The sequence below is a fragment of the Nonomuraea fuscirosea genome (assembly GCF_003001935.1).
GTDB classification, from domain to species: Bacteria; Actinomycetota; Actinomycetes; order Streptosporangiales; family Streptosporangiaceae; genus Nonomuraea; species Nonomuraea fuscirosea.
The window spans coordinates 150331-169581 of record NZ_PVNG01000017.1 but is presented as its reverse complement, the minus strand read 5'-3'; the positions used below and the strand labels follow the sequence as shown (position 1 = coordinate 169581).

At 70.9% G+C, this 19251-nt stretch carries 15 protein-coding genes; 2 read left to right on the top strand and 13 right to left on the bottom strand.

Annotation, left to right across the window (positions count from 1 at the left end; all coding sequences use genetic code 11):
- Position 1: 1 nt before the first annotated feature.
- Positions 2-2005: a hydantoinase/oxoprolinase family protein gene (locus tag B0I32_RS35065; protein WP_181308116.1), complete on the bottom strand. Its 2004-nt coding sequence runs from the start codon at positions 2003-2005 to the stop codon at positions 2-4.
- Between the two features lie 76 nt (positions 2006-2081).
- Here B0I32_RS35065 and B0I32_RS35060 point away from each other — a divergent pair, with 76 nt between their 5' ends.
- Together B0I32_RS35060 and B0I32_RS35055 are read left to right on the top strand one after the other, a co-directional pair.
- Positions 2082-3860, top strand: a complete 1779-nt coding sequence (locus B0I32_RS35060) for an ABC transporter substrate-binding protein (protein WP_181308114.1) — start codon at positions 2082-2084, stop codon at positions 3858-3860.
- 186 nt (positions 3861-4046) lie between these two features.
- Positions 4047-4709, top strand: a complete 663-nt coding sequence (locus tag B0I32_RS35055) for a hemerythrin domain-containing protein (RefSeq protein WP_106247275.1) — start codon at positions 4047-4049, stop codon at positions 4707-4709.
- Positions 4710-4791: 82 nt separating this feature from the next.
- On the opposite strand, the gene B0I32_RS35050 is transcribed toward B0I32_RS35055, so the two are convergent.
- From B0I32_RS35050 to B0I32_RS35000, 12 genes are all read right to left on the bottom strand, one after another.
- The gene (locus tag B0I32_RS35050; protein ID WP_181308112.1) at positions 4792-5904 is read right to left on the bottom strand and encodes a CPBP family intramembrane glutamic endopeptidase; all 1113 of its coding nucleotides are present in this window, start codon (positions 5902-5904) and stop codon (positions 4792-4794) included.
- Positions 5905-6129: 225 nt separating this feature from the next.
- Positions 6130-6660: a pyridoxamine 5'-phosphate oxidase family protein gene (locus tag B0I32_RS35045; protein ID WP_106247116.1), complete on the bottom strand. Its 531-nt coding sequence runs from the start codon at positions 6658-6660 to the stop codon at positions 6130-6132.
- Between the two features lie 29 nt (positions 6661-6689).
- Entirely contained in the window at positions 6690-7775 is a 1086-nt protein-coding gene (locus B0I32_RS35040) for an NAD(P)/FAD-dependent oxidoreductase (protein ID WP_106247114.1), read from the bottom strand.
- Positions 7776-7966: 191 nt separating this feature from the next.
- Positions 7967-8104 carry a hypothetical protein gene (locus B0I32_RS58055; RefSeq protein ID WP_181308110.1) on the bottom strand — a complete coding sequence of 46 codons (138 nt, stop codon included), beginning with the start codon at positions 8102-8104 and terminating at the stop codon, positions 7967-7969.
- A gap of 229 nt (positions 8105-8333) precedes the next feature.
- A complete protein-coding gene (locus tag B0I32_RS35035; RefSeq protein ID WP_106247113.1) occupies positions 8334-10433 on the bottom strand; it encodes a carbamoyltransferase C-terminal domain-containing protein in 2100 nt (699 codons plus the stop codon).
- Between the two features lie 6 nt (positions 10434-10439).
- Positions 10440-10694, bottom strand: coding sequence for an MbtH family protein (locus B0I32_RS35030; protein ID WP_106247111.1), 255 nt, complete (start codon positions 10692-10694; stop codon positions 10440-10442).
- The gene (gene sbnB, locus B0I32_RS35025) at positions 10691-11704 is read right to left on the bottom strand and encodes a 2,3-diaminopropionate biosynthesis protein SbnB (RefSeq protein ID WP_106247109.1); all 1014 of its coding nucleotides are present in this window, start codon (positions 11702-11704) and stop codon (positions 10691-10693) included. The genes B0I32_RS35030 and sbnB overlap by 4 nt, the downstream gene beginning before the upstream one ends.
- Positions 11685-12704, bottom strand: coding sequence for a 2,3-diaminopropionate biosynthesis protein SbnA (gene sbnA, locus B0I32_RS35020; RefSeq protein ID WP_106247108.1), 1020 nt, complete (start codon positions 12702-12704; stop codon positions 11685-11687). The genes sbnB and sbnA overlap by 20 nt, the downstream gene beginning before the upstream one ends.
- Positions 12701-13855 (bottom strand): acyl-CoA dehydrogenase family protein, encoded by a 1155-nt coding sequence (locus B0I32_RS35015; RefSeq protein ID WP_106247107.1) that lies wholly within the window; start codon positions 13853-13855, stop codon positions 12701-12703. The genes sbnA and B0I32_RS35015 overlap by 4 nt, the downstream gene beginning before the upstream one ends.
- Complete coding sequence (locus tag B0I32_RS35010) at positions 13852-15012, bottom strand: acyl-CoA dehydrogenase family protein (protein WP_106247105.1); 1161 nt, start codon at positions 15010-15012, stop codon at positions 13852-13854. The genes B0I32_RS35015 and B0I32_RS35010 overlap by 4 nt, the downstream gene beginning before the upstream one ends.
- Before the next feature lie 10 nt (positions 15013-15022).
- The gene (locus tag B0I32_RS35005) at positions 15023-15886 is read right to left on the bottom strand and encodes a thioesterase domain-containing protein (protein ID WP_106247104.1); all 864 of its coding nucleotides are present in this window, start codon (positions 15884-15886) and stop codon (positions 15023-15025) included.
- The gene (locus tag B0I32_RS35000; RefSeq protein ID WP_106247102.1) at positions 15886-19203 is read right to left on the bottom strand and encodes a non-ribosomal peptide synthetase; all 3318 of its coding nucleotides are present in this window, start codon (positions 19201-19203) and stop codon (positions 15886-15888) included. The genes B0I32_RS35005 and B0I32_RS35000 overlap by 1 nt, the downstream gene beginning before the upstream one ends.
- Positions 19204-19251: the final 48 nt, after the last annotated feature.

The following is a 19251-nucleotide window of genomic DNA, read 5'->3' as shown; positions in this document are numbered from 1 at the left end:
GTCAGGCTCCTCGAGTCAGCCGGAGGTTGGTGGCTTCGTCCACGGTGGCGGCCCAGCCGGGCGGCACGTAGGTGGTGGAGGTGTCCTCCTCGACCACCGCCGGTCCCTCGACGCTGAAGCCGGGCGGCAACGAGGCGCGCCACACGAAGGCGCACACGCGCTCCTCGCCGCCGATGACGACCGGCAGGGCCTCGTGCCGCTCGCCGGGTTCCACCGCGACGGCGGGCAGGCTCGTGTCGGTACGCGGCACCCGCAACGTCAGCCGGTAGGTCACTACCTGCACGGCTTTGTCCGGAGTGCTGTGCCCGTAGCGCTGCGCGTGCGTCTCGTGGAACAGCCGAGCCGCCTCCTGCGGGCTCACGCCGGACGGCACCGGCAGGGTGAGCTCGAATCCCTGCCCTCGGTAGCGCAGGTCCAGCTCCTGCTCGACGACCACGCCCTCCGGGCCCACACCCTGCTCGGCCAGTTCGGCCATGCCGTCGGCGAGCAGCTCGCCGAACACCTCGGCCAGCTCGCCGGGTGCCAGTCCGTCCAGCTCGTCGACCCGCGTCACCGCGAACCGGCGCTGGAAGTCGGAGCTGAGCAGGCCGTAGGCGGACATGAGGCCGGCGTGCGGGGGGACCAGCACGGTGGTGATGCCTAGTTCGTCGGCGACCGCCGCGGCGTGCAGCGGGCCGGCGCCGCCGTAGGCGACGAGGGTGTGCTCGCGCGGGTCGTGCCCGCGTTCGGTGGAGACCAGGCGGATGGCGCCGGCCATGGCGACGTTCGCGATGCGGAAGATGTCCTCGGCGAGCTGGCCGGGCGTCCGTCCGAGCTCTGCCGCTACGACACCCAGCGACGAGAGCGCGGCCTCGCGGTCCAGGGTGTGCCGGCCGCCGAGGAAGTGGCCGGGGCGGATCAGGCCGCGCACCACGTTCGCGTCGGTCACCGTCGGTTCGGTGCCGCCACGGCCGTAGCAGGCGGGTCCCGGATCCGCTCCCGCGCTGCGCGGTCCCACCTGGAGCATGCCGCCGGGGTCGAGCGCCGCGATGCTGCCGCCTCCGGCGCCCACGGTGGCGATGTCCACCATCGACAGCTTGACCGGGATTCTGTCGATCATCGACTCGGTGGTGATCTGTGGCCTGCCGCCGGTCACCAGGCAGACGTCCGTGCTGGTGCCGCCCATGTCCATGGTGACGATGTCGTCGATCCCGGCCGCCGTGGCGACCGCCACCGCCCCCGCCACGCCGGCCGCCGGGCCGGACAGCAGGACGTGGATCGGACGTCGCCGCACGTAAGCGGCAGGCACGACACCGCCGTTGGACTGCATCATCGACAGCTCGCCCATGCCGCGCTCGGCCAGGGAACGTTCCAGGCGGCTGAGGTAGCCGTCGACGGTCGGCTTGACGAAGGCGTCCACCGTGGTGCTGCTGGCCCGCTCGTACTCGCGGAACTCGGCCACGACCTCGCTGGACAGCGACACGTCGAGCGCGGGTGCGATCTCGGAGACGATCTCGCGTACGCGCTGCTCGTTGGCCGGGTTGCGGTAGCTGTGCAGGAAGCACACCGCGATCGAGGTGACGCCGAGCGCCGCCAGCTCGGCGACCGCGTCACGTACCGCCCGCTCGTCGAGCGCGATGAGCGGCTTGCCGCCGGCGTCCAGTCTCTCGGGCACCTCGCGTACCAGCTCGCGGCGCACCAGGGGGCGCGGCTTGCGGTAGTGCAGGTCGTACATGACGTCGCGGTCGTGCCGCTGCAGTTCGAGCACGTCACGGAAGCCCTGGGTGACGATGAGGCCCAGGCGCGGGCCCTTGCGTTCGAGCACGGCGTTGGTCGCCACAGTGGACCCGTGCAACAGCGGCGCGCCCCGCAGATCGACGGCCTGGAGAGCGCCGATCGCCTCCAGCACCGCGAGCGAGGGGTCGGAAGGAGTGGAGAACACCTTCCCCGTCGCCGCGAGCCGCCCGGAATCGTCCAGCAACACCAGGTCCGTGAAGGTGCCGCCGCACTCCACCCCGAGTCTCATCGCGTTCCTCTCTCTTGGATGGAGAAAAGGTGACACGGACCACCATCTGCGGCAATACGTCATTTACCCTATGGAGATGCCGCACCGACCGAGCTATGAGGAGGCGTCCGACTGCCCGCCGGGCATGGCGCGCGTCTCCGCCGACGGCCAGGTCGAGCGCCTTGACCACGCCGGACCCGACCTGCGCGGCCGGCCGCTGCTGGCACGGGCCGCCACGGCACTGCTGCGGTCGGGCCGGGACGCGGTCACGTTTGTCGCGATCGAGCCGGGCACCGGCTCTCCGGCCGCCGAGAGCGGTGAGGTCTGGTCACACGTCTGCATGACGGTCACCCGGGAGACGGGCGACGTCGTGGTCACGGCGGCGCAGGTGAGGCCGCCGTACGGGCTGACGCCGCGCGAGCTGGACGTGCTGACGCTGCTGGCGGGCGGCCTGACGAACACCGCGGTCGCCCGGTACCTCGGCACCAGCCCGCGCACGGTGTCCAAGCAGGTGGAGAGCGTGCTGGCCAAGCTCGGGCAGGCGACGCGCAGCGGCGTGGCCGCCTTCGCCGTGGATCACGGGCTGCTCAGGCTGCCCGTTCCCGGCCCGTGCCCCGAGCTGACGGCGCTGGCCGTGGGCGCGGTCGACCGGCTGATGCGCGAGCCCGGGCCGCTGCCCCGGTTCGCCACCGCCGGTGTCGCGCCGCGCAGATCCCCGACGCCCTACGAGATCGGACTGCTGCTGCCGCTGGTGGGAGCGTCGAGCCAGGACGGCGAGCAGATGCGGCGCGGCGCCGAACTGGCCGTCGAGGAGCTGAACGCGCGCGGCGGCGTCGCGGGCAGGCCGCTGCGCACGTACGTGAGCGCGGTGGACTCGCTCGACGCGGACTCGGCCGCCGCGGGGCTGGCGGAGCTGGCGGCCAGGCAGGTGCCGGCCATCGTCGGCGGCTACCTGCTGACCGACGAGCGCGCCTCCTACGAGCTCGCGGCCGACTACGGCGCTCCGTACCTGAACATCGGCACCAGCGACCTGCAGGCCGAGTGGGTGCGGGACGAACCGGGCAGATTCGGGCGGATCTTCCAGACCGGCCCCACCCGCGGCAACTACGGCAAGGGCTTCGCGCGCTTCCTGCGCGGAATGCGGCTGCGCAGGCGCAGCGTCGGGTTCGTGGAGACGACGATGCCCGACACCCAGACCTTCAGCGAGGAGACCGTCCGGCTGGTCGAGCGGGCGGGGCTGAGCATCGACTTCCTCATCCGGATGGAGCCGCCGTACGACGACTGGAGCCGGGTGCTGCGGACGATCCGCGAGCACGCACCGGGCTCGGTGATGGTCACCCACCACCTGCCGGAGCAGGCGGCGGCGTTCCAGCGCGCGTTCGCGGAAGAGCCCGCGCCGACGCTGGTCTACATGGTGTACACGCCTGCCGTGCCCCAGTACCTGGAACTCGCGGGCCAGGCGGCCGAGGGCGTGGTCTGGGCGACCGTCACCGGCCGGTACGGGGACAGCCGCGGGCGCGCGTTCGCCGAGCGCTTCGCCAGGCGGTACGGAACGGCGCCCGGCAGGTCGGCGGCCAGCGTGGCCTACGACCAGATCAACCTGCTGGCTCTGGCCTGGTCGGCGCACGGACGCCCGCACGACTTCGGGCGCGTGGCCCGCAATCTACGCACCATGGTCTACCGGGGAGTGAACGGCGCCTACGACCTCGACAGGGGCGGGCAGACCAGCGCGGCCTTTCCCGACGAGATTCCCGACCCCTCGCTCGGACAGGCTCATCTGGTCTTCCAGATCCAGGACGGGCGGCATCGGGTCATCGCGCCGACACCGTACGCGGAGTCGACGTTCCGCCTCCCGCCGTGGATGCGCGCCGGCTAGCTTCTCGCGCCTTTCCGCGCGGGACCACCGGGCCCCGCGAGAACAACATGAAGCCGAAATCGAACTTTCGGCGCGGTCACCGCATCTTGCTGTCCGGGAAGGTTGGGCCGATCCCGCTGCCGGGACGGTCGTGCCTGATCAGGACCACGGGAACAGCCGCGAAATGAGGTCGTAGTGAACCAGCCCATGGCTGACGTACGGGACATGTTCATGGTGCACACGATGATGCGCCGGGAGTTCGGGCTTCTTCCCCAGCTCGTACGCGAGGTGACCGCGGGCGACACGCATCGCTCGACGGTGGTGGGGAGGCATGCCGCGCTGATGTGTGTCGTCCTGCATCTGCACCATGAGGGAGAGGACCTCATTCTCTGGCCGCTTCTGCTGGAGCGCGGTGGTGCGCAGGCCTCGATCTTCGTGCCGAAGGTGGAGGATCAGCACCACGGGATCGAGGCCGCCCTTGAGGAGGTGAAGGAGCTGTTGCCGGCGTGGACGGCCACGGCTCACAACGGTGAACGTCTCGCTGAGGCCTTCGAGGTGCTGCGCGACCGGCTGCAGGAGCACATGGCCGTGGAGGAAGAGGAGATCCTTCCGCTGGCCGCGAAAGTCGTCACCGCCGCGGAATGGGCCCAGCTCGGTGAGCACAGCCTGTCGAACAGCCCCAAGAAGGACCTGCCCCTCGTGTTCGGCATGGGCATGTACGAGGGTGATCCCGACGTGGTCAAGGAGGTGCTCTCTCATGCGCCGCCGGCGGCCCGGCTCATCATGCCGCTGCTGGCCCCGCGCCTGTACGCTCGCCATGCCAAGCGCCTCTACGGCACCGCCACCCCGCCCCGTGCGGGTCGGCTGTGAGGCCGCCGCAGAGCGGGCGGGGTGGCGGTGCCGTACGTCCGCGGGCAAGAGGACCTTGGTCACCATCGCGTCAGGCCGCTGCTCACCGGACGGCCGTCCACCTGCCTCCCTTGAGGACCAGCACCGCCGCCGCGGCGAGCGTCCAGGCGGCGATCACGGCCAGGTCGGCCCACGGCCATGGCCGGCCGACCGGGTCCAGCACGGCGAGCAGCGTGTGGGAGAGGTGCTTGAGCGGGAAGAGGTCGCCGATGGTGCTCAGCACTCCGGGCAGCTCTCCGCCCATGACGAACACGTCGGAGACGAAGGCCAGCGGCAGGAAGGTGCCGAGGGTGAGTGCGCCGACGGTCTGCTGTTTGCGGACGAACGCCACCACCAGCGCGCCGAGCACCGTGAAGCACGCGACCCCGGCGACGATCGCGCCGAGCATTCCGGCGATCATGGCGGGCTCGATCCGCACCCCGAAGCCGAGGATGACCGCGATGACGACAGCGACCGCGGCCATGATGACCGCGACCGAAGGCTGGTCGAAGTACGACCCGTGGACGGGGAACAGCTGCCAGCCGAGGTTGGAGATCGCGTGAAAGAGCGTCACGGCGAAGACACTCCTGCCGGTGTTGTCGTACAGCAACACCATGATGACCCGCGCCGCCACGGTAGCCAGTGACCACCAGGCGATCCACGACAGGGCCCGGTGCGCCTGGAGCAGGGCGGGCCAGTGCCAGACGGCCCACACCACGCCCACGATGAGGGCCGTTCTCAGCGCGCCGCACCGTTCCCGCAGCGCATCGACGGCGTAGGCGGACCAGCCGAGCTCCTCGCACAAGGCGCTCATGAAGAACGCGGCCGCCATCGCCAGTACCGGCACCAGAGCGATCCGCAGGACCGGCACCTCGATCCCGATCAGCCGAAGGCGGATGAACGAGGCCACCAGCACGGCCGGGTACAGCAGCAGGATGGGAACGTACCAGCCCCTGTGCTCGATCCTGTGGAAGTCAAAAGATCGCCGCAGCAACGCTCCCACGCCGGCCCCGCCACCGCGCCGATACTCGAGGATCACCGCGGCGGCGACCGGGCAGACCGCCGCGAGCGCGGTCAGTGGCAGGCCGGGCAGGATCTGGGTCCCGGCCACCGTTCCGAGGACCAGGAACGGGACGGTGAGCAGAAAGACCAGAGCGAAGAACGCCACGCTACGCACGACTCGCGGCTCCTTCACGCCGACAGGAAGGAGGAAGCCGCCGGCGGTCACGCCGGAAGGAACCGAGACCACGGGAACCGACATCACGTCCTTGGCCTTCATCCTCGTGGCCTTCGGGAGCAGGAACGGATCGAGGAGTGGGCGATGACGAGACTACGACACCCGCCGGGGCCGAGGACAGCGTGGCGGCCCAGAGCCCTGGCTCCGGGAAGGGCCGCGGAGCCGTCAAGCCACGGGCACGCGGCTCCGCGCGAGATCCGGGACGCGTAGCCGCATGAGCGAGACGCCTATGCCGTAGGTGACGAACCAGCCTTCCGGCACAATTTCGATGACGCGGCACGACGCCCGCCGCTCGCTGGGCGGCATGCGGGCCAGCTTCCTCCCGACAGCGCCGCCCTCCAGGCTGCCCGCCGGGTGCACGACCGCTGTCCCGTGGAAGCTGACGGTAGCGGGCGGGATGGGCACGAGGAGCGACATGAGCCCGCCCCTCCGTATCGGCACCGTCACCGAGACCTGCCCGCCGATCCCGATGTGCCGGGCCTTCCAGCTGTCGGCCGCCACGACCACGTACATCCGGTGATCGGCGATCATGTAGAGGACGCCGCTGGAGCGCGGCCTCCCCTCCGGGGTGACGTGCCCGACGACCGCGAACGACGCTCTGCCCAACTCCCGCCACACCTCCTCGCTGGTCAGCCTTGGAGCGAGGCCCCAGCCGTCCGCTCCGGCAGCATCTCGAGGCTCGACGGCTGTGGACATGACGCACTCCTCTCACTCTCGGCACGCCGTTACGGGAGCCGTACGTAGCCGTGGCGGGACTTCCACACGAAGTACTTCTCGAACATGAGCTTCGCGAGATGCGACTGCGGCCTCGGGATCATGACGCCGAACTTGCGCGGCGGCAGCATCCGGTCGGCCAGGATCATCACCCCGTTGGCGCCGGCGTCCATGACGCAGACGGCTAGGATGGCGGTGGTCCAGGGCACCTGCACCGCGGCGGCGACCCCGACCGGGTAGACCTCGGGGTAGGCGAGGGACTGGTAGGTGTCTCGTACCGGCACGAACCCCTTGTCATCGGCCAGACCGGGCACCGCGGCCACCACGTCCTGGCCGGTGAAGGGCGGCACGATCATCGCGTACGCATAGTGCAGATCCTGCCCGTCGGCCAGTCGCAGCTTGCCCGGCGCGCGCTCCTGCATCGCCACCCCGGTGACGGTCTGGATGCCTTCTTTCTTGCAGAACATCCTCAGCAGCTTCTCGCCGCCCGGCAGTCCGCCGATGCCGGACTGTCCCAGAAAGGGCTCGGCGGTCACGTACGTGAGCGGCGCCCGCCCGCGCAGCCCCGCTTTCTTCACCTGGTAGGCGGTGTCGAACAGAAACTCGTACGCGGCGCCGAAGCACCCCGCCCCCTGCGTGGCCCCGATCACCACGGGGCCGGGATCGTCGAGGAACCGGCGCCATTCCTCCCCCGGCCTGATGGCGTCCTCCAGCGTGGTGATCGTGTACACCCCGTCGGCGGACTCGAACCCGGGCAGGACGTCGAAGGTGTTGCGGTAGCCCGTGGCGATGACCAGGTAGTCGTAGTTGTGGACGCCCTTGGTCGTGTGCACGACCCGCGCCTGCGGGTCGATCACCGTGGCCGCCGCGTGCACGAACTCCACCCCGTGCATCCCGAAGGTCGGCGCCAGCGGGAAGGTGATGTCGGCCGGGGATCTCCTGCCGAACGGCAGCCAGATGAGCGACGGGTTGAACAGGAAACGTTCAGCGGCCGACACGACGGTGACGTCCACGTCCCCCTCCAACTCGTGCTTGACGCCGAGCGCGGCGTTGAGCCCGCCGAAGTTCCCGCCCAGGACCAGCACTTCCTTCCGCATGACTCGCCTGCTTCCAGCGTGGCAAGCGACGCAGAGCCGCGGATGAGGCGAAGGTCCTTCATGGGCGCGCGTTGGTCCTCACTCTCAGGAGGACTTCCTCACGCGAACGGGCACCGTCAGGTGCCCGTTCGGCTTTTGTAGAGCCTCGTCCGAGAGGACGCCGGCGATGTCGACGGTTTCGCTTGTAAGGGTCACCGTGCAGGTGCCGTGTGGGTGGTCTTGTCGTAGCCGACCTGCAGGCGGAAGACGTCGAACGGCTTACGAAGAAAAGGGTGCGAGCGCAGGATGCGCCGCACGGTCGCCTCGCCGACCTGGAACCCAAGCCGCACCAGCTCCCCGTGCACCCGTCGATGGCCCCATCCGGGATCGGCGCACGATCAGGTCCCGAAGCTCCTGAGTCGTTCCTGGACGCACGAGCCGACAAAGACAGACAAGACACAGGCCCGCCGGAGGATCACCGGGCCTGCTGGGTCCGGTGGTTCATGCCCGGTCGGCAGGGTGATCAGCCGGGCTCTCTGGGCGTCCCCGACTGCGGCGCCCGCCGGGCGTCCGGCGTCGTCATGTGTCCGAGGTCGTGGGGACGTATTGCTGGACCGGGAAGGTCGGCAGCGACGGTCCTGGCAGGCCGCTCCACCGCAGCAGGCCGTGGCGCCGCAGTTCGAGGACCATGTCCGTCGCCACGTCGCGGTCCAGGCCGCAGCGGTCGGCGATCTCGCCCAGGCTGGTCGCGCCGTCGGCGTAATCGAGCAGGCGCAGTTCCATGACGCTGATCCGCCGCGGCACACGCCCCGAGTGTGTGGCCTCGGAGGTGAGGAACGCCTCGTCCGCCAGCAATGACCCGCTGGCGGCCAGGTCGATGCTCAGGCGCATCTCGCCTCGCTCGCGTACGGGGCGCAGGGCGGTGAAGTCGGGCGCCGCGAACTCGTACGCGCCGACGAACAGCCGGTCGAGACGGGAGCCGAAAAGGCAGTCGAGCGCCTCTTCCGGGCGTTCCACCAGCGGCATCCCGCGCAGGTTGAAGGAGGTGTTGAGCACCAGCGGAAGGCCGGTCGCGTCCTCGAAGTGCTCGATCAGCTCGCGCAGGCCGCCCGGCAGGTCCGCGTCCACGGTCTGGATGCGGCAGGTACCGTCCACGTGCACGACCTCAGAGATCGTCGCGCACTGGGCGGGCAGGACCGGGCACACCGTCAACATGAACGGCGCGTCCGGGGCGGGCATGTCGAACCACTTGTGGGCGTGCTCGGCCAGTGCGGAGGCCGCGAAGGGGCGGAAGGACTCGCGGAACTTGACCCGGGCGTTGAGCCGGTCCTTCATCCCGGCGATTCCCGGATGGCAGAGAATGGAGCGCGCGCCGAGGGCGCGGGGGCCGAACTCGGCGCGGTCCTGGAACCAGCCCACGATCTCGCCACGCGCGATGGCCTCGGCCGCGGCGTGGGCGGCGGCACTCAGGTCGTCGTGCCGGTGCACGGGATGCCGCCAGCTCTCCGCCAGGCGCGGGATCCGGTCAGGAGTGTTGCCGGGACCGGTCAGCCGCGGCGGCCCCAGGAAAACGTCCCTGAGCGGGGGCCCGGGGCGCTGCGGCGTACGCGCGCTTTCCTGGATGAGATGGTGGTAGGCGTACAGGGCGGCTCCGACCGCGTTGCCGTCGTCGGTGGCGGCCGGGTAGACGAACAGCCGCTCGACCTCCGTCTCCCTGGCGATGCGGGTGTTGAGCAGCGAGTTGAGGAAACACCCTCCGGACAGCACCAGCGACCTGGTCCCGGCGAGGTCCATGCTCTGCCTCGTCAGATACAGGCACGCCTCCTCGAACTCGGACTGGATCTGGGCAGCCAGGTTCTTGTGGAAGTCCTGCAGCGGCGCGTCGGGTGCGCGCGGGATCAGCCGTAGTCCGTCCTCCCTCCTGGCTGCCAGGCCGAGCTCGACCAGCGAGTCCACGGCCCCGTCGAACGAGATGCCGTCCGGCCCGGTACGGATGAACAGGTCCTCGTCCGACAGACGCCGCCCGTAGGAGGACAGTCCCATGGTCTTACCGGCGTCGTCGTAGGTGGTGCCCGACTCGTTGAACCCGAGCGCGAGCGTGACCACCCGGTACAGCTCCCCGATCCCGCTGAGCGGCTCCGGTATCCAGATCCTGCCGTTCTTGCGGTGGCCGGCGATGCGGTCGAGGTCGCGTACGTGCCGCAGCACCGTACGCGGGACATCCCCGGCACCGAAGACGAATACGCTCTCGCGTTCCCGCCCGGGCCGCATCAGCGAGCCGTAAGCGTCGACGACCACCGCCACGGCCTCGTCGAACCCGGAGGAGTGGAACGCCGCGGCGGCGTGCGCCAGGTGGTGGCCGGGATGGGGCAGGGCCAGCTGCCGCTCCGCGGGGACCAGCAGGCCGAGCACGCTGGCCAGGCGCCGCTCGTCCTCCTCGTCCCTGGATTCCGTGGATGTGGCGATCCAGTAGTCCACGTCGTGCGGGGCCAGACCGGCCGCGGCCACCAGCTCGCCCGTGAGGTCGGCCATGGCCGGCGCGTACGACGACAGCGGCACGGTTCCCCGCTTCACCCTGGTCGTGCGCTCCAGAGCGAGGGCGGAGACTACCCGCCCGTCCTCGACAAGACACACGCTGCTGTCATGGCTGAGATTGATGCCGATGATCCGTGTGGGCATGCGCTGCTACCGAACCAATCCGTCGTGACGTCCCTGCGTCTCATCGAGGGGTGCCGCCTCCTCCATCGCCCTGCGCAGGCTGAGTGGGCGCATATCGGTCCAGACCTCGTCGATGTGGGCCAGGCACTCCGCCCGGGTTCCTCGCGTGCCGTCCGCGTGCCAGCCGGCGGGCACCTCCGCGCCGACGCGCCAGATGGAGTACTGCTCCTCGTCGTTGACGACGACGAGGTACTGCTGCTCGTCGTCCTGTGTGTCGTTCACCTTCGCTCCTGATCGGTCGACTGTGGGAGGAAATCCGCTATCTCGAGGCCGCGCCCTTCCTTCCGAGCGGCGGCCCGTACGAAGCGCGCCAGGACCATGTCGAGGGCACCGAGCCCGAACGGCGAGAAGACCGTGACCTTGGCCGGGTCGCGCCGGTACGCCCCGCCCGCCCGCAGGAGGGCGCCGATCGACGCGCCGACGAACCGGCGATCCCCGCTCAGCTGCTCCGCGAGGTGTAGCGAGGTCAGCTCTCGGCAGACGTGGTCGGGGTCGTCCACCACGTTCTGCGCGGCGAGGATGGCCTCGGGCGTGAGGTCGCGCAGCGACAGGTGCAGGATGAGGCTGCCGGGCCGGCAGGCGGCCGTGTCCAGGTGGGGTTCCGACACCGTCGTCGCGATCGAGATCAGCGTGCCGGCGGCGAGCGCGCCCGCCGCGTCGGCCGCCACGGTCACGCGGGTGCCAGGCACGATCTCCGCGCAGCGGCGGGCGAACGCCGCGGCCCGCTCCCGGTCGAGGTCGTAGAGGGTCACCTCGGGCCAGTGCGGCCGTAGCGCCGTGAGGAAGCGCAGTACCTCCTCGTTGATGACGCCGCAACCGACGAGGGACAGATGACGGGGGAACTCGCCGCCCAGCAGCACCCGCGCGGCGAGGGCCGCGCTCGCCGCCGTACGCTTGGCCGAGATCAGGGACCCCTCGATCAACGCTTCGGGACGTCCCGTCTCGGTCGAGTTCAGCACGATCGCCGCGTGGGCGCGGGGTAAGCCCTTGCCGATGTTCCCCGGAAACGAGGAGACCCACTTGACCCCCGCCACCTGCTCGTCGTCCCCGACGAAGGCCGGAAGGGCGATGATGCGTTCCCTGCGGCTCTCGGGAAAGCGCAGGAACGCCGAGTGCGGTACGGCGGTGCGCCCCTCGTCGTGCAGGCGGTAAGCGTGATCGACGAGATCGACCAGCTCGGCTTCGCGGCCGGTCAGGATCGTTTCGACGTCCTCATGGCGAATGATGATCACGGACGCCGCCTTCCAGTTCGTCGGGTGGGAACAACTCATGCTCGGCGTCGCCGAAGTTGCGCCGAACCCAGGAGGCGGAGTAGATCGTGTCGAGATAACGGTCGCCGCCGTCGGGGAAGACACAGACGCAGTTGGCTCCGGCCGGGATCCGGTCGCTCATGCGCTGGAGCGCGGCGACCGTCGCCCCGGAGGAACCGCCGGCCAGGATCGCCTCCTGCCACATGAGCCGGTGGCAGGCGACAACGCACTCCAGGTCGGACACGTGCACGACCCCGTCGGCGTCCTCCGGCTCCAGCAAGGCCGGACGGACCGAGGCTCCGTATCCTGGAATGAGCCGGGAGGAACTGGAATCGCCGTCGAAGATGGCGCTGCCCATCGCGTCCACTGCCACGATCGTGGTGGACAGGCCGTGCTCCCGCACGTAGGTCACGCATCCGTGCAGAGTGCCGCAGGAGCTGGTGGCGCAGAAGAGGTAGTCCACGCGGCCATCCAGTGCCGTGGCGATCTCGTGCATCGTCCGCTCGTGCGCCTTGGCGTTGAGCGGGTTGGCGTACTGGTTCGGCCAGTACGCCCCCGGCAGGTTCCCGACGATCTCCTTGACCCGGCGGATCCGGGCGGGCAGGTACTCGCCGGTGCGGTCATCGGGCTCGGTGACGATCTCGACGTGGGCCCGGAAGGCGCGCAGGATGGCCACGTTCTGCTCAGTGGTCCTGGGATCGACCACGCAGACGAAGGGCAGCCGGTAGTAGCGGCAGATCTGCGCGATCCCGATCGCGAGGTTTCCTGAGCTGGACTCCACCACCACCGAGCGGTCCGGCGCGAGCTCGCCGCTCTCGATCTTGCCCAGCAACATGCTGAGCGCGGCGCGGTCCTTGACGCTGCCGCCCGGGTTGAACCATTCCGCCTTCGCGAAGACCTGCGCGTCCAGCTCGGGGAACAGCCGCTCCAGCCGCACGAGCGGGGTATCGCCGATGGTGTCCAGAATGCCGCGCGCGATCACGCCTGGTCCCCTTTCTCCGCCGTTCGCGCGAGCAGTTCGGCGGTGCGGCGGCGCAGGTCGCGGCCGGTGCCGAGCAGCATCGAGTCGACGATCGCGCGGCGGTAGAACAGCTGCGCGTCACAGCGTTCCGTGAGGCCGTACGAGCCGTGGATCTGGATCGCCTCCGCGGCCGTCTCCACGGCGAGCTCGGCGGCCAGCATCAGCGCCTGGCAGGCGGGCAACTCGATGTCGGCGACCGCGTCGGCCTCGGCGCAGGTCCGGTGGACGAGCGTACGGACCGCCTCCACGCGCGCGGCGAGTGAGGCCAGGCGGAAGGCCGGGGCCTGGAGCTTGGCGAGCGGCCCGCCGAAGACGCGGCGGCGGCGGGCGTAGTCCGCGCTGAGGTCGAGGGCCCCGAGGGCCAGGCCGGTCAGGTAGCCGGCTCGGCGTAGCCGGGCCCTGGCCAGCGCCACCCGCCAGAGTTCCGCCCATCCCTCGGCCGGTACGCCGCCGCCGGGAAGCTCCGAGGCGTTCTCGAAGCGGACCTCGTACAGGTCGCCGCGGCCGAGGTCGTCCTGCCTGCGCAGGGTGACGCCCGGCTGGTCGCGCGGCACGAGGACCACGGCGAGCCGGCCGCCGTCGCCGGTGCCCACCGCCAGCAGATGATCGACGCCGGCCGCGTACGACACGAAGCGCCGTACGCCGCTCACCTTGCCCGCGGTCTCGTCGATCTCCAGCGGCCCGGGGGCGTCGGCGTCGTGCGCGAGCGCCGCCACGGCGATCGTCACGTCTCCGGCGGCCAGGCCGGGCAGCAGGCCGGCGGGCACGTACGCGCCGATGATGTCGGCGGCCAGCGCCATGTCGAAGTACGGGCTCTGGTACAGCGCGTTGCCCATCAGCTCGTGCAACCGCGCCTTGGCCAGCAGTCCCCGGCCGTCGCCTGACGACTCCGTTCCAGGCGGCATGCCGGGGTCCTGCGAAGGCGCGCCGGCACCTCCGGAAAGCACGCCGAGGCCCGCGAGCCCGCGCCAGACCGCCGCACTGACGGCCGCGTCGTCCACGTCGATCGGCTCGGCGCGGCCCCGTGCTCGCTCCCCCAGCCGCCTGATCAGCGGCGCCACCTCGGCGTCGAACAGGTCCGCCTCGTCCGCTGCCGCCCGCGCCGTCGTCACAGCAGCTCCAGGGCGGAGGTCGCGATGATGTACAGCATGACCTCGGAGGTGCCCGAACCCAGCCGGTACGTGGGCGCGTACCGGCAGGCAGCCTCGACGAGGCCCAGATCAGGGGCGTCCGGGTCCCAGGAGCTGAGCAGGCCGGGCAGGCCGGTGGCGTCAAGGCAGAACCGGATCACGTCACGGGCCTGTTCGGTGACGTACCACTTCGCCATGGCCGCCGTCGCCGGATCCTGGCGGCCGTTGCCGATCTCGGTGATGACCCTCCAGGCGAGCGCGTGGGCGGCGCGCAGGTGCGCGTCCAGCTCCGCGTGCCGGGCGGCGAGCACGGGATCGCTCAGGAGGTCCTCCGTGACGACCGAGTCCAGCCAGCGGCGGATCTTGGCGTGGAAGTCGATGCCGGTACGCTCCAGGACCAGCATCTCGTTCAGCAGCCGCCATCCGTCATCGACGGAGCCGACCACGTCGGACTCGGTCAGCCGGATCCCATCGAAGGCAACCTCGTGGAAGCGGTCGTTGGTCATGTTCTCGATCGTCCTGACCGTGACGCCAGGCGAGTCCAGCGGAACCAGGAACAGCGTGATCCCGTGGTAGGGCACGGGACCCTCCGACGTACGTGCCGCGCACAGGCCGACGTCGCTGAACTGCGTCTTCTGGTTGTAGATCTTGGTGCCGTGCAGCCGCCAGCCGTCGCCGTCGGGCTCCGCCCGCGTGGTGAGCCGTGACAGGTCGGAGCCGCAACCGGGCTCGGTGAACAACACGGTCGCGATCCGCTCGCCGCTCGCGATAGAGGGGAGGATCCGCCGCCGCTGGTCCTCGGTACCGACGTGGAGGAGGAACATCCCGACGATGTCGACGCTGAGCACGTGGGCGTCGTCCGGCACGCCGGCCAGGCACATCTCCTCGGTCACGATCGCGGCCTCCGCCACGCCGCGGCCAGCGCCGCCGTACCGTTCCGGCCAGTTCGGCGCGAGCCAGCCGCGCTCTCCCAGCCACTGGTACACCTCCAACGGACCCGCCTCCCGGTCGGGTGGACAGCGCCTGATCGTCTCCACGGACCGCCGCACCTTGTCGGATCTCAGGAAGGCGCGTACGTCGGCGCGGAAGGCGCGTTGGCCCTCCGTCAGCGTGGTGTCCGGGATATACGTGTGCCGCATGGGACTCCCATCACAGGTCTCGGTCGATCTGCGCGCGCAGGGCGTCGGCGAGCGACTCCACCTGCGGGGAACGCATCATGCTGTAGTGATCGCCGGGCACGCGGTGGCGCACCACGTCCCCGGACGTCCATGCGGACCAGCCCCGTACGCCGTCCCCGACGCCCGCGAGGGCCGCCTGGAACACGTCGATGCGGCCGTCGTAGCGGTCGGGACGCCACAGGGCCCAGGCCGTGAGCAGAGCCTCGAACACCGCCGCCCGGGCCCGTATGAAGTCCGCCGCCTCGGGCGGCGACACCCCCGCGTCGGCGAGCCGGCGCAACACCAGCGGCATACGCGAGGCGGGCGGCAGGGCGCGCAGCTCAGCGGCCCCGACGAGGGGCTGGGGCGCCCCCACCGTGAGCGCGACGTTCTCGGCGAAACGGGCGAGCGCCTCGGCCTTGTCCGGCGCCGACTCGATCTCGGGCGGCGGCGGGGCATCGATCAGGGCGAGCAGCGCCACGGGCTCGCCAAGGGCGCGCATGCGCGTGGCCACCGCGTGGGCGAATCCGCCCCCCACGGACCAGCCGGCGAGGTGGTAGGGACCGTGCGGCTGGACGGTCCGTATCGCCTCCCGGTACCTCTCGGCCATGGCCGGCACGCTCGTCAGCGGCGCCCCGCCGTCCAGGCCGACCGCGTCGACGCCATAAGAGGGCTGGTCGTCCCCCAGGTGGCGCGCGAGCGCGAGGTAGGGCACCGACGAACCGCCGCTCGGGTGCACCAGGAACAGCGCGGGACGCCTACCCCTGCCGTGCAGCGGGGTGAGAATGTCCCGTGATCGCGTGCCTTCCCCCCTTGGCCGTCTTCCGGGCGCGGCCGTCACGTTCCTGTGCTCCATCAGCGGCCCTCGCCGTCGTGCCCGTCCTGCGGCGGTTCCAGGACCTCGGCAAGGCCCGCGATCGTGGGGTGGGAGAACAGGTCCCGCAGCTCCACGTCCACGTGGAAGTCCTCGCGGACCCTGGCCGCGATCTGCGCGAACTTCAGGGAGTTGCCGCCCAGCGCGAAGAAGTCGTCCTCGACCCCGGGTTTCTCGACGCCCAGGACCTCCGCCCACGCCTGCGCCAGCCGCGCCTCGATGGGCGTACGCGGGGCGATCCACGCGGCGGCCGGGGCACCCGGGTCCGGAACGGGCAGCCGGGCGCGGTCGACCTTGCCGTTGACGTTCCTCGGAAAGGAGTCGAGCATCTCGAACGCGGCCGGCACCATGTACGGCGGCAGCCGGCGCGACAGGTGCCCGCGCAGCTCCGCGACGTCCGGCACACTTCCCGGCGTGGCTCCCGGCCCGGGGACCACGTAGGCCACCAGCCGCGGCCCGTCCCCATCCGTGCAGGCCGTCACGAGGGCCTGCTCGACCTGCGGATGCTCCCGGAGCAGCGTCTCGATCTCCCCTGGCTCGATGCGCAGACCCCGGATCTTGATCTGTGAGTCGGCCCGTCCGTGGAACATGAGGGTGCCGTCCTCACCCCTGCGAGCCAGGTCGCCGGTGCGGTACATGCGCGATCCCGGCGCGCCGAAGGGGTCGGGCAGGAAGCTCTCGGCGGTCAGGGCCGCGCGGCCGTGGTAGCCGCGGGCGACGCAGTCGCCGCCGATGTACAGCTCACCGGTCACGCCGGGCGGAACCACATTCCCCGACCGGTCCAGGACGTACGCGGCGCAGCCGGCCATCGGCAGCCCGATCGGCGGCATCGCGTCCAGCCGCCCGTCTGGGCACAGATGGTCGACGCAGGCTACCGTCGCCTCCGTCGGGCCGTAGCCGTTGTGGAACTCGCGCCCCGGGACGTTCCACCGGTTGACGAGCTCTCCGGGGAACGGCTCCATCCCGACGAACAGGGCCCGCAGCTCGGGCAGGGCGCCGGGATCCAGCTCGGCGAGCACGCTGGGCGGCAGGTCCGTGACCGTGACGCGTTCCGCCCGCATCAGCTCGGTGAGCGCGGCGGGATCGTGGAGCGTGACCGCGGGGGCCTGGACCAGGGTCGCGCCGGCCGCGAACGCGCCGTAGAAGTCGAACGCGCTGGTGTCGAAGGCCGGGTTGGCGAACTGCAGCAGCCGGTCGGCCGGCGTCAGGCGGAACATCTCCAGGACCGCGAGCGTGAAGTTCACGATCTGGCGGTGCTCCACCACCACCCCCTTCGGCCGGCCGGTGGATCCTGAGGTGTAGATGAGGTAGGCGGCGTGGCGCGGGCCCGCCGTGGCGGGGAGCCGGTCGTCCGGCAACTCGTCCAGCGCCTGGCGTACCGACGGCTCGTCGAGCACGACGGCCCGTACGTCGCCGGGCAGCAGCCCCGTCAGGCGCCGGGACGTGAGCACCGTCCGGCAGCCGGCGTCGCGCAGCACATACGCGATGCGATCGACGGGGTGCTGCGGATCGAGCGGCAGGTACGCGCCGCCCGCCTTCATGATCCCCAGCAGGGCGGCAGGCAGGTCGGGTCCGCGGTCGAGCAGCACGCCGACCACCGACTCCGGCCCGACGGCCCCGTCGGAAGAGCGGAGCAGGTGGGCGAGCCGGTTGGCGTGGCGGTCGAGCTCTCCGTACGTGGTGGTCTTGCCGAGGAACCGGCAGGCGGACCGCCCGGAGTCCGCGTCGGCCTGCCGCTCGAACAACTCGTGCAGGCAGCGGTCCGCGACGCCCGGTCGCGCGGGTGACCTGCTCTGCTCGATCGTCGCGGCCAGTTCGCCGGGGGTCAGCAGTTCCAGGCGGCCGAGCCGGACACCGGGATCCGCCACGACCTGGTGCAGCACGTGGACGTACTGATCGAGCAGTCGCCGGATCCGGCCGGGGTCGAACAGCTCGGTGGAGAACTCGGCCCACAGCTCCAGCCCGTCGCCGGGGAACTCGGTGACGTGCACGGCCAGGTCGAAGCGGGCCGTGCCGATCTGGACCGGTTCGGAGCGGATGGTCAGGCCGCCCACCGCGGCCTCGGCCTGCGACTCGTGCTGCAGCGTGAAGCTGACCTGGAACAACGGGTTGCGGCTGGCGTCCCGGCTGGGGGCCAGCTCGTCCACGAGCCGGTTGAAGGTGACGTCCTGGTTGAGGTGGGCGCCGAGCACGACGTCGCGCGTGCGGGCGATCAGCTCGCTGAGCGTCGGGTCGCTCGCGGTGCTGGTACGCAGCACGAGGGTGTTGGCGAAGAAGCCGATCAGCGGCTCGATCTCCGCTGTGGTCCGGCCTGAGAAGATCGACCCGACCACGATGTCGTCCTGCCCGGTGTGGCGTGACAGCAGCGCGGTGAACGCGGCCAGCGTCACTGTGAGCATGGTCGCCTGCTCGGCCCGCGCCAACCGCCCCAGCCCGAGCCGCAGCTCCTCCGGCAGGTGAAGAGTGATCGTCTGGCCGCGGAAACTCCATTCGGCCGGGCGGGGCCGGTCCGTGGGCAGGTCGAGGGTGGGCAAGCCGGCCAGCCTCTCCCGCCAGTAGTCGAGCTGGCGGGAGAGGTACGCGCTGGACTGCTGCTCGCGCTGCCAGACGGCGTAGTCGGCGTACTGGACGTCGATCGCGGGCAGGCCGGCGGTCGACCCGGTGAGGACGGCCTCATAGCAGGCGACGCACTCCCGCATGAAGATCCCGCCGGACCAGCCGTCGGTCGCGATGTGGTGGATGGAGATCCCGAGCAGGTGGTCGTCGGCGGCGATCCTGATGAGCCGGGTGCGCAGCAGCGGCCCGCGCGCCAGGTCGAAGCTCATCCGTACGAGGTCGGTCAGCTCGTCGCGTGCGCGCTCGTACCGGACTTCCTCCGGGAACCCCGTGACGTCCACGAGGGGCACGTCGACGGCTTCCGGGGGCGGGTCGATGATCTGGTAGGGGACGCCCCGTTCCGCGTCGTAGCGAGTACGCAGCGACTCGTGCCTGGCGACGACCATGGTGAGCGCCCGGCCGAGCACGTTCGCGTCGATGACGCCTCGTACGCGCAGCGCGAACGGCGAGTTGTAGACCGGGCGGTTGGAAAACCACTGGTCGAGGAACCACAGCCGCTGCTGGGCGAAGGACAGCGGCAGCGGCCGGTCCCGGGGGACCGGCCGGATCGCGACCCGGTCCTGCTCCGCCCTGCGGGCACGCAGATTCAGCAGGGCCTGCCTGGCCTGCGCGAGCTCGTGCGACGCGGAACGCCGCTCGCGAGGTTGCAGCGGGATGGCCTGCCCAGGCACTGAGTTCGTCATAGGCTTCCCTGGGGTGTCAGCGCAAATTGCGGATCACCGCCATATCCT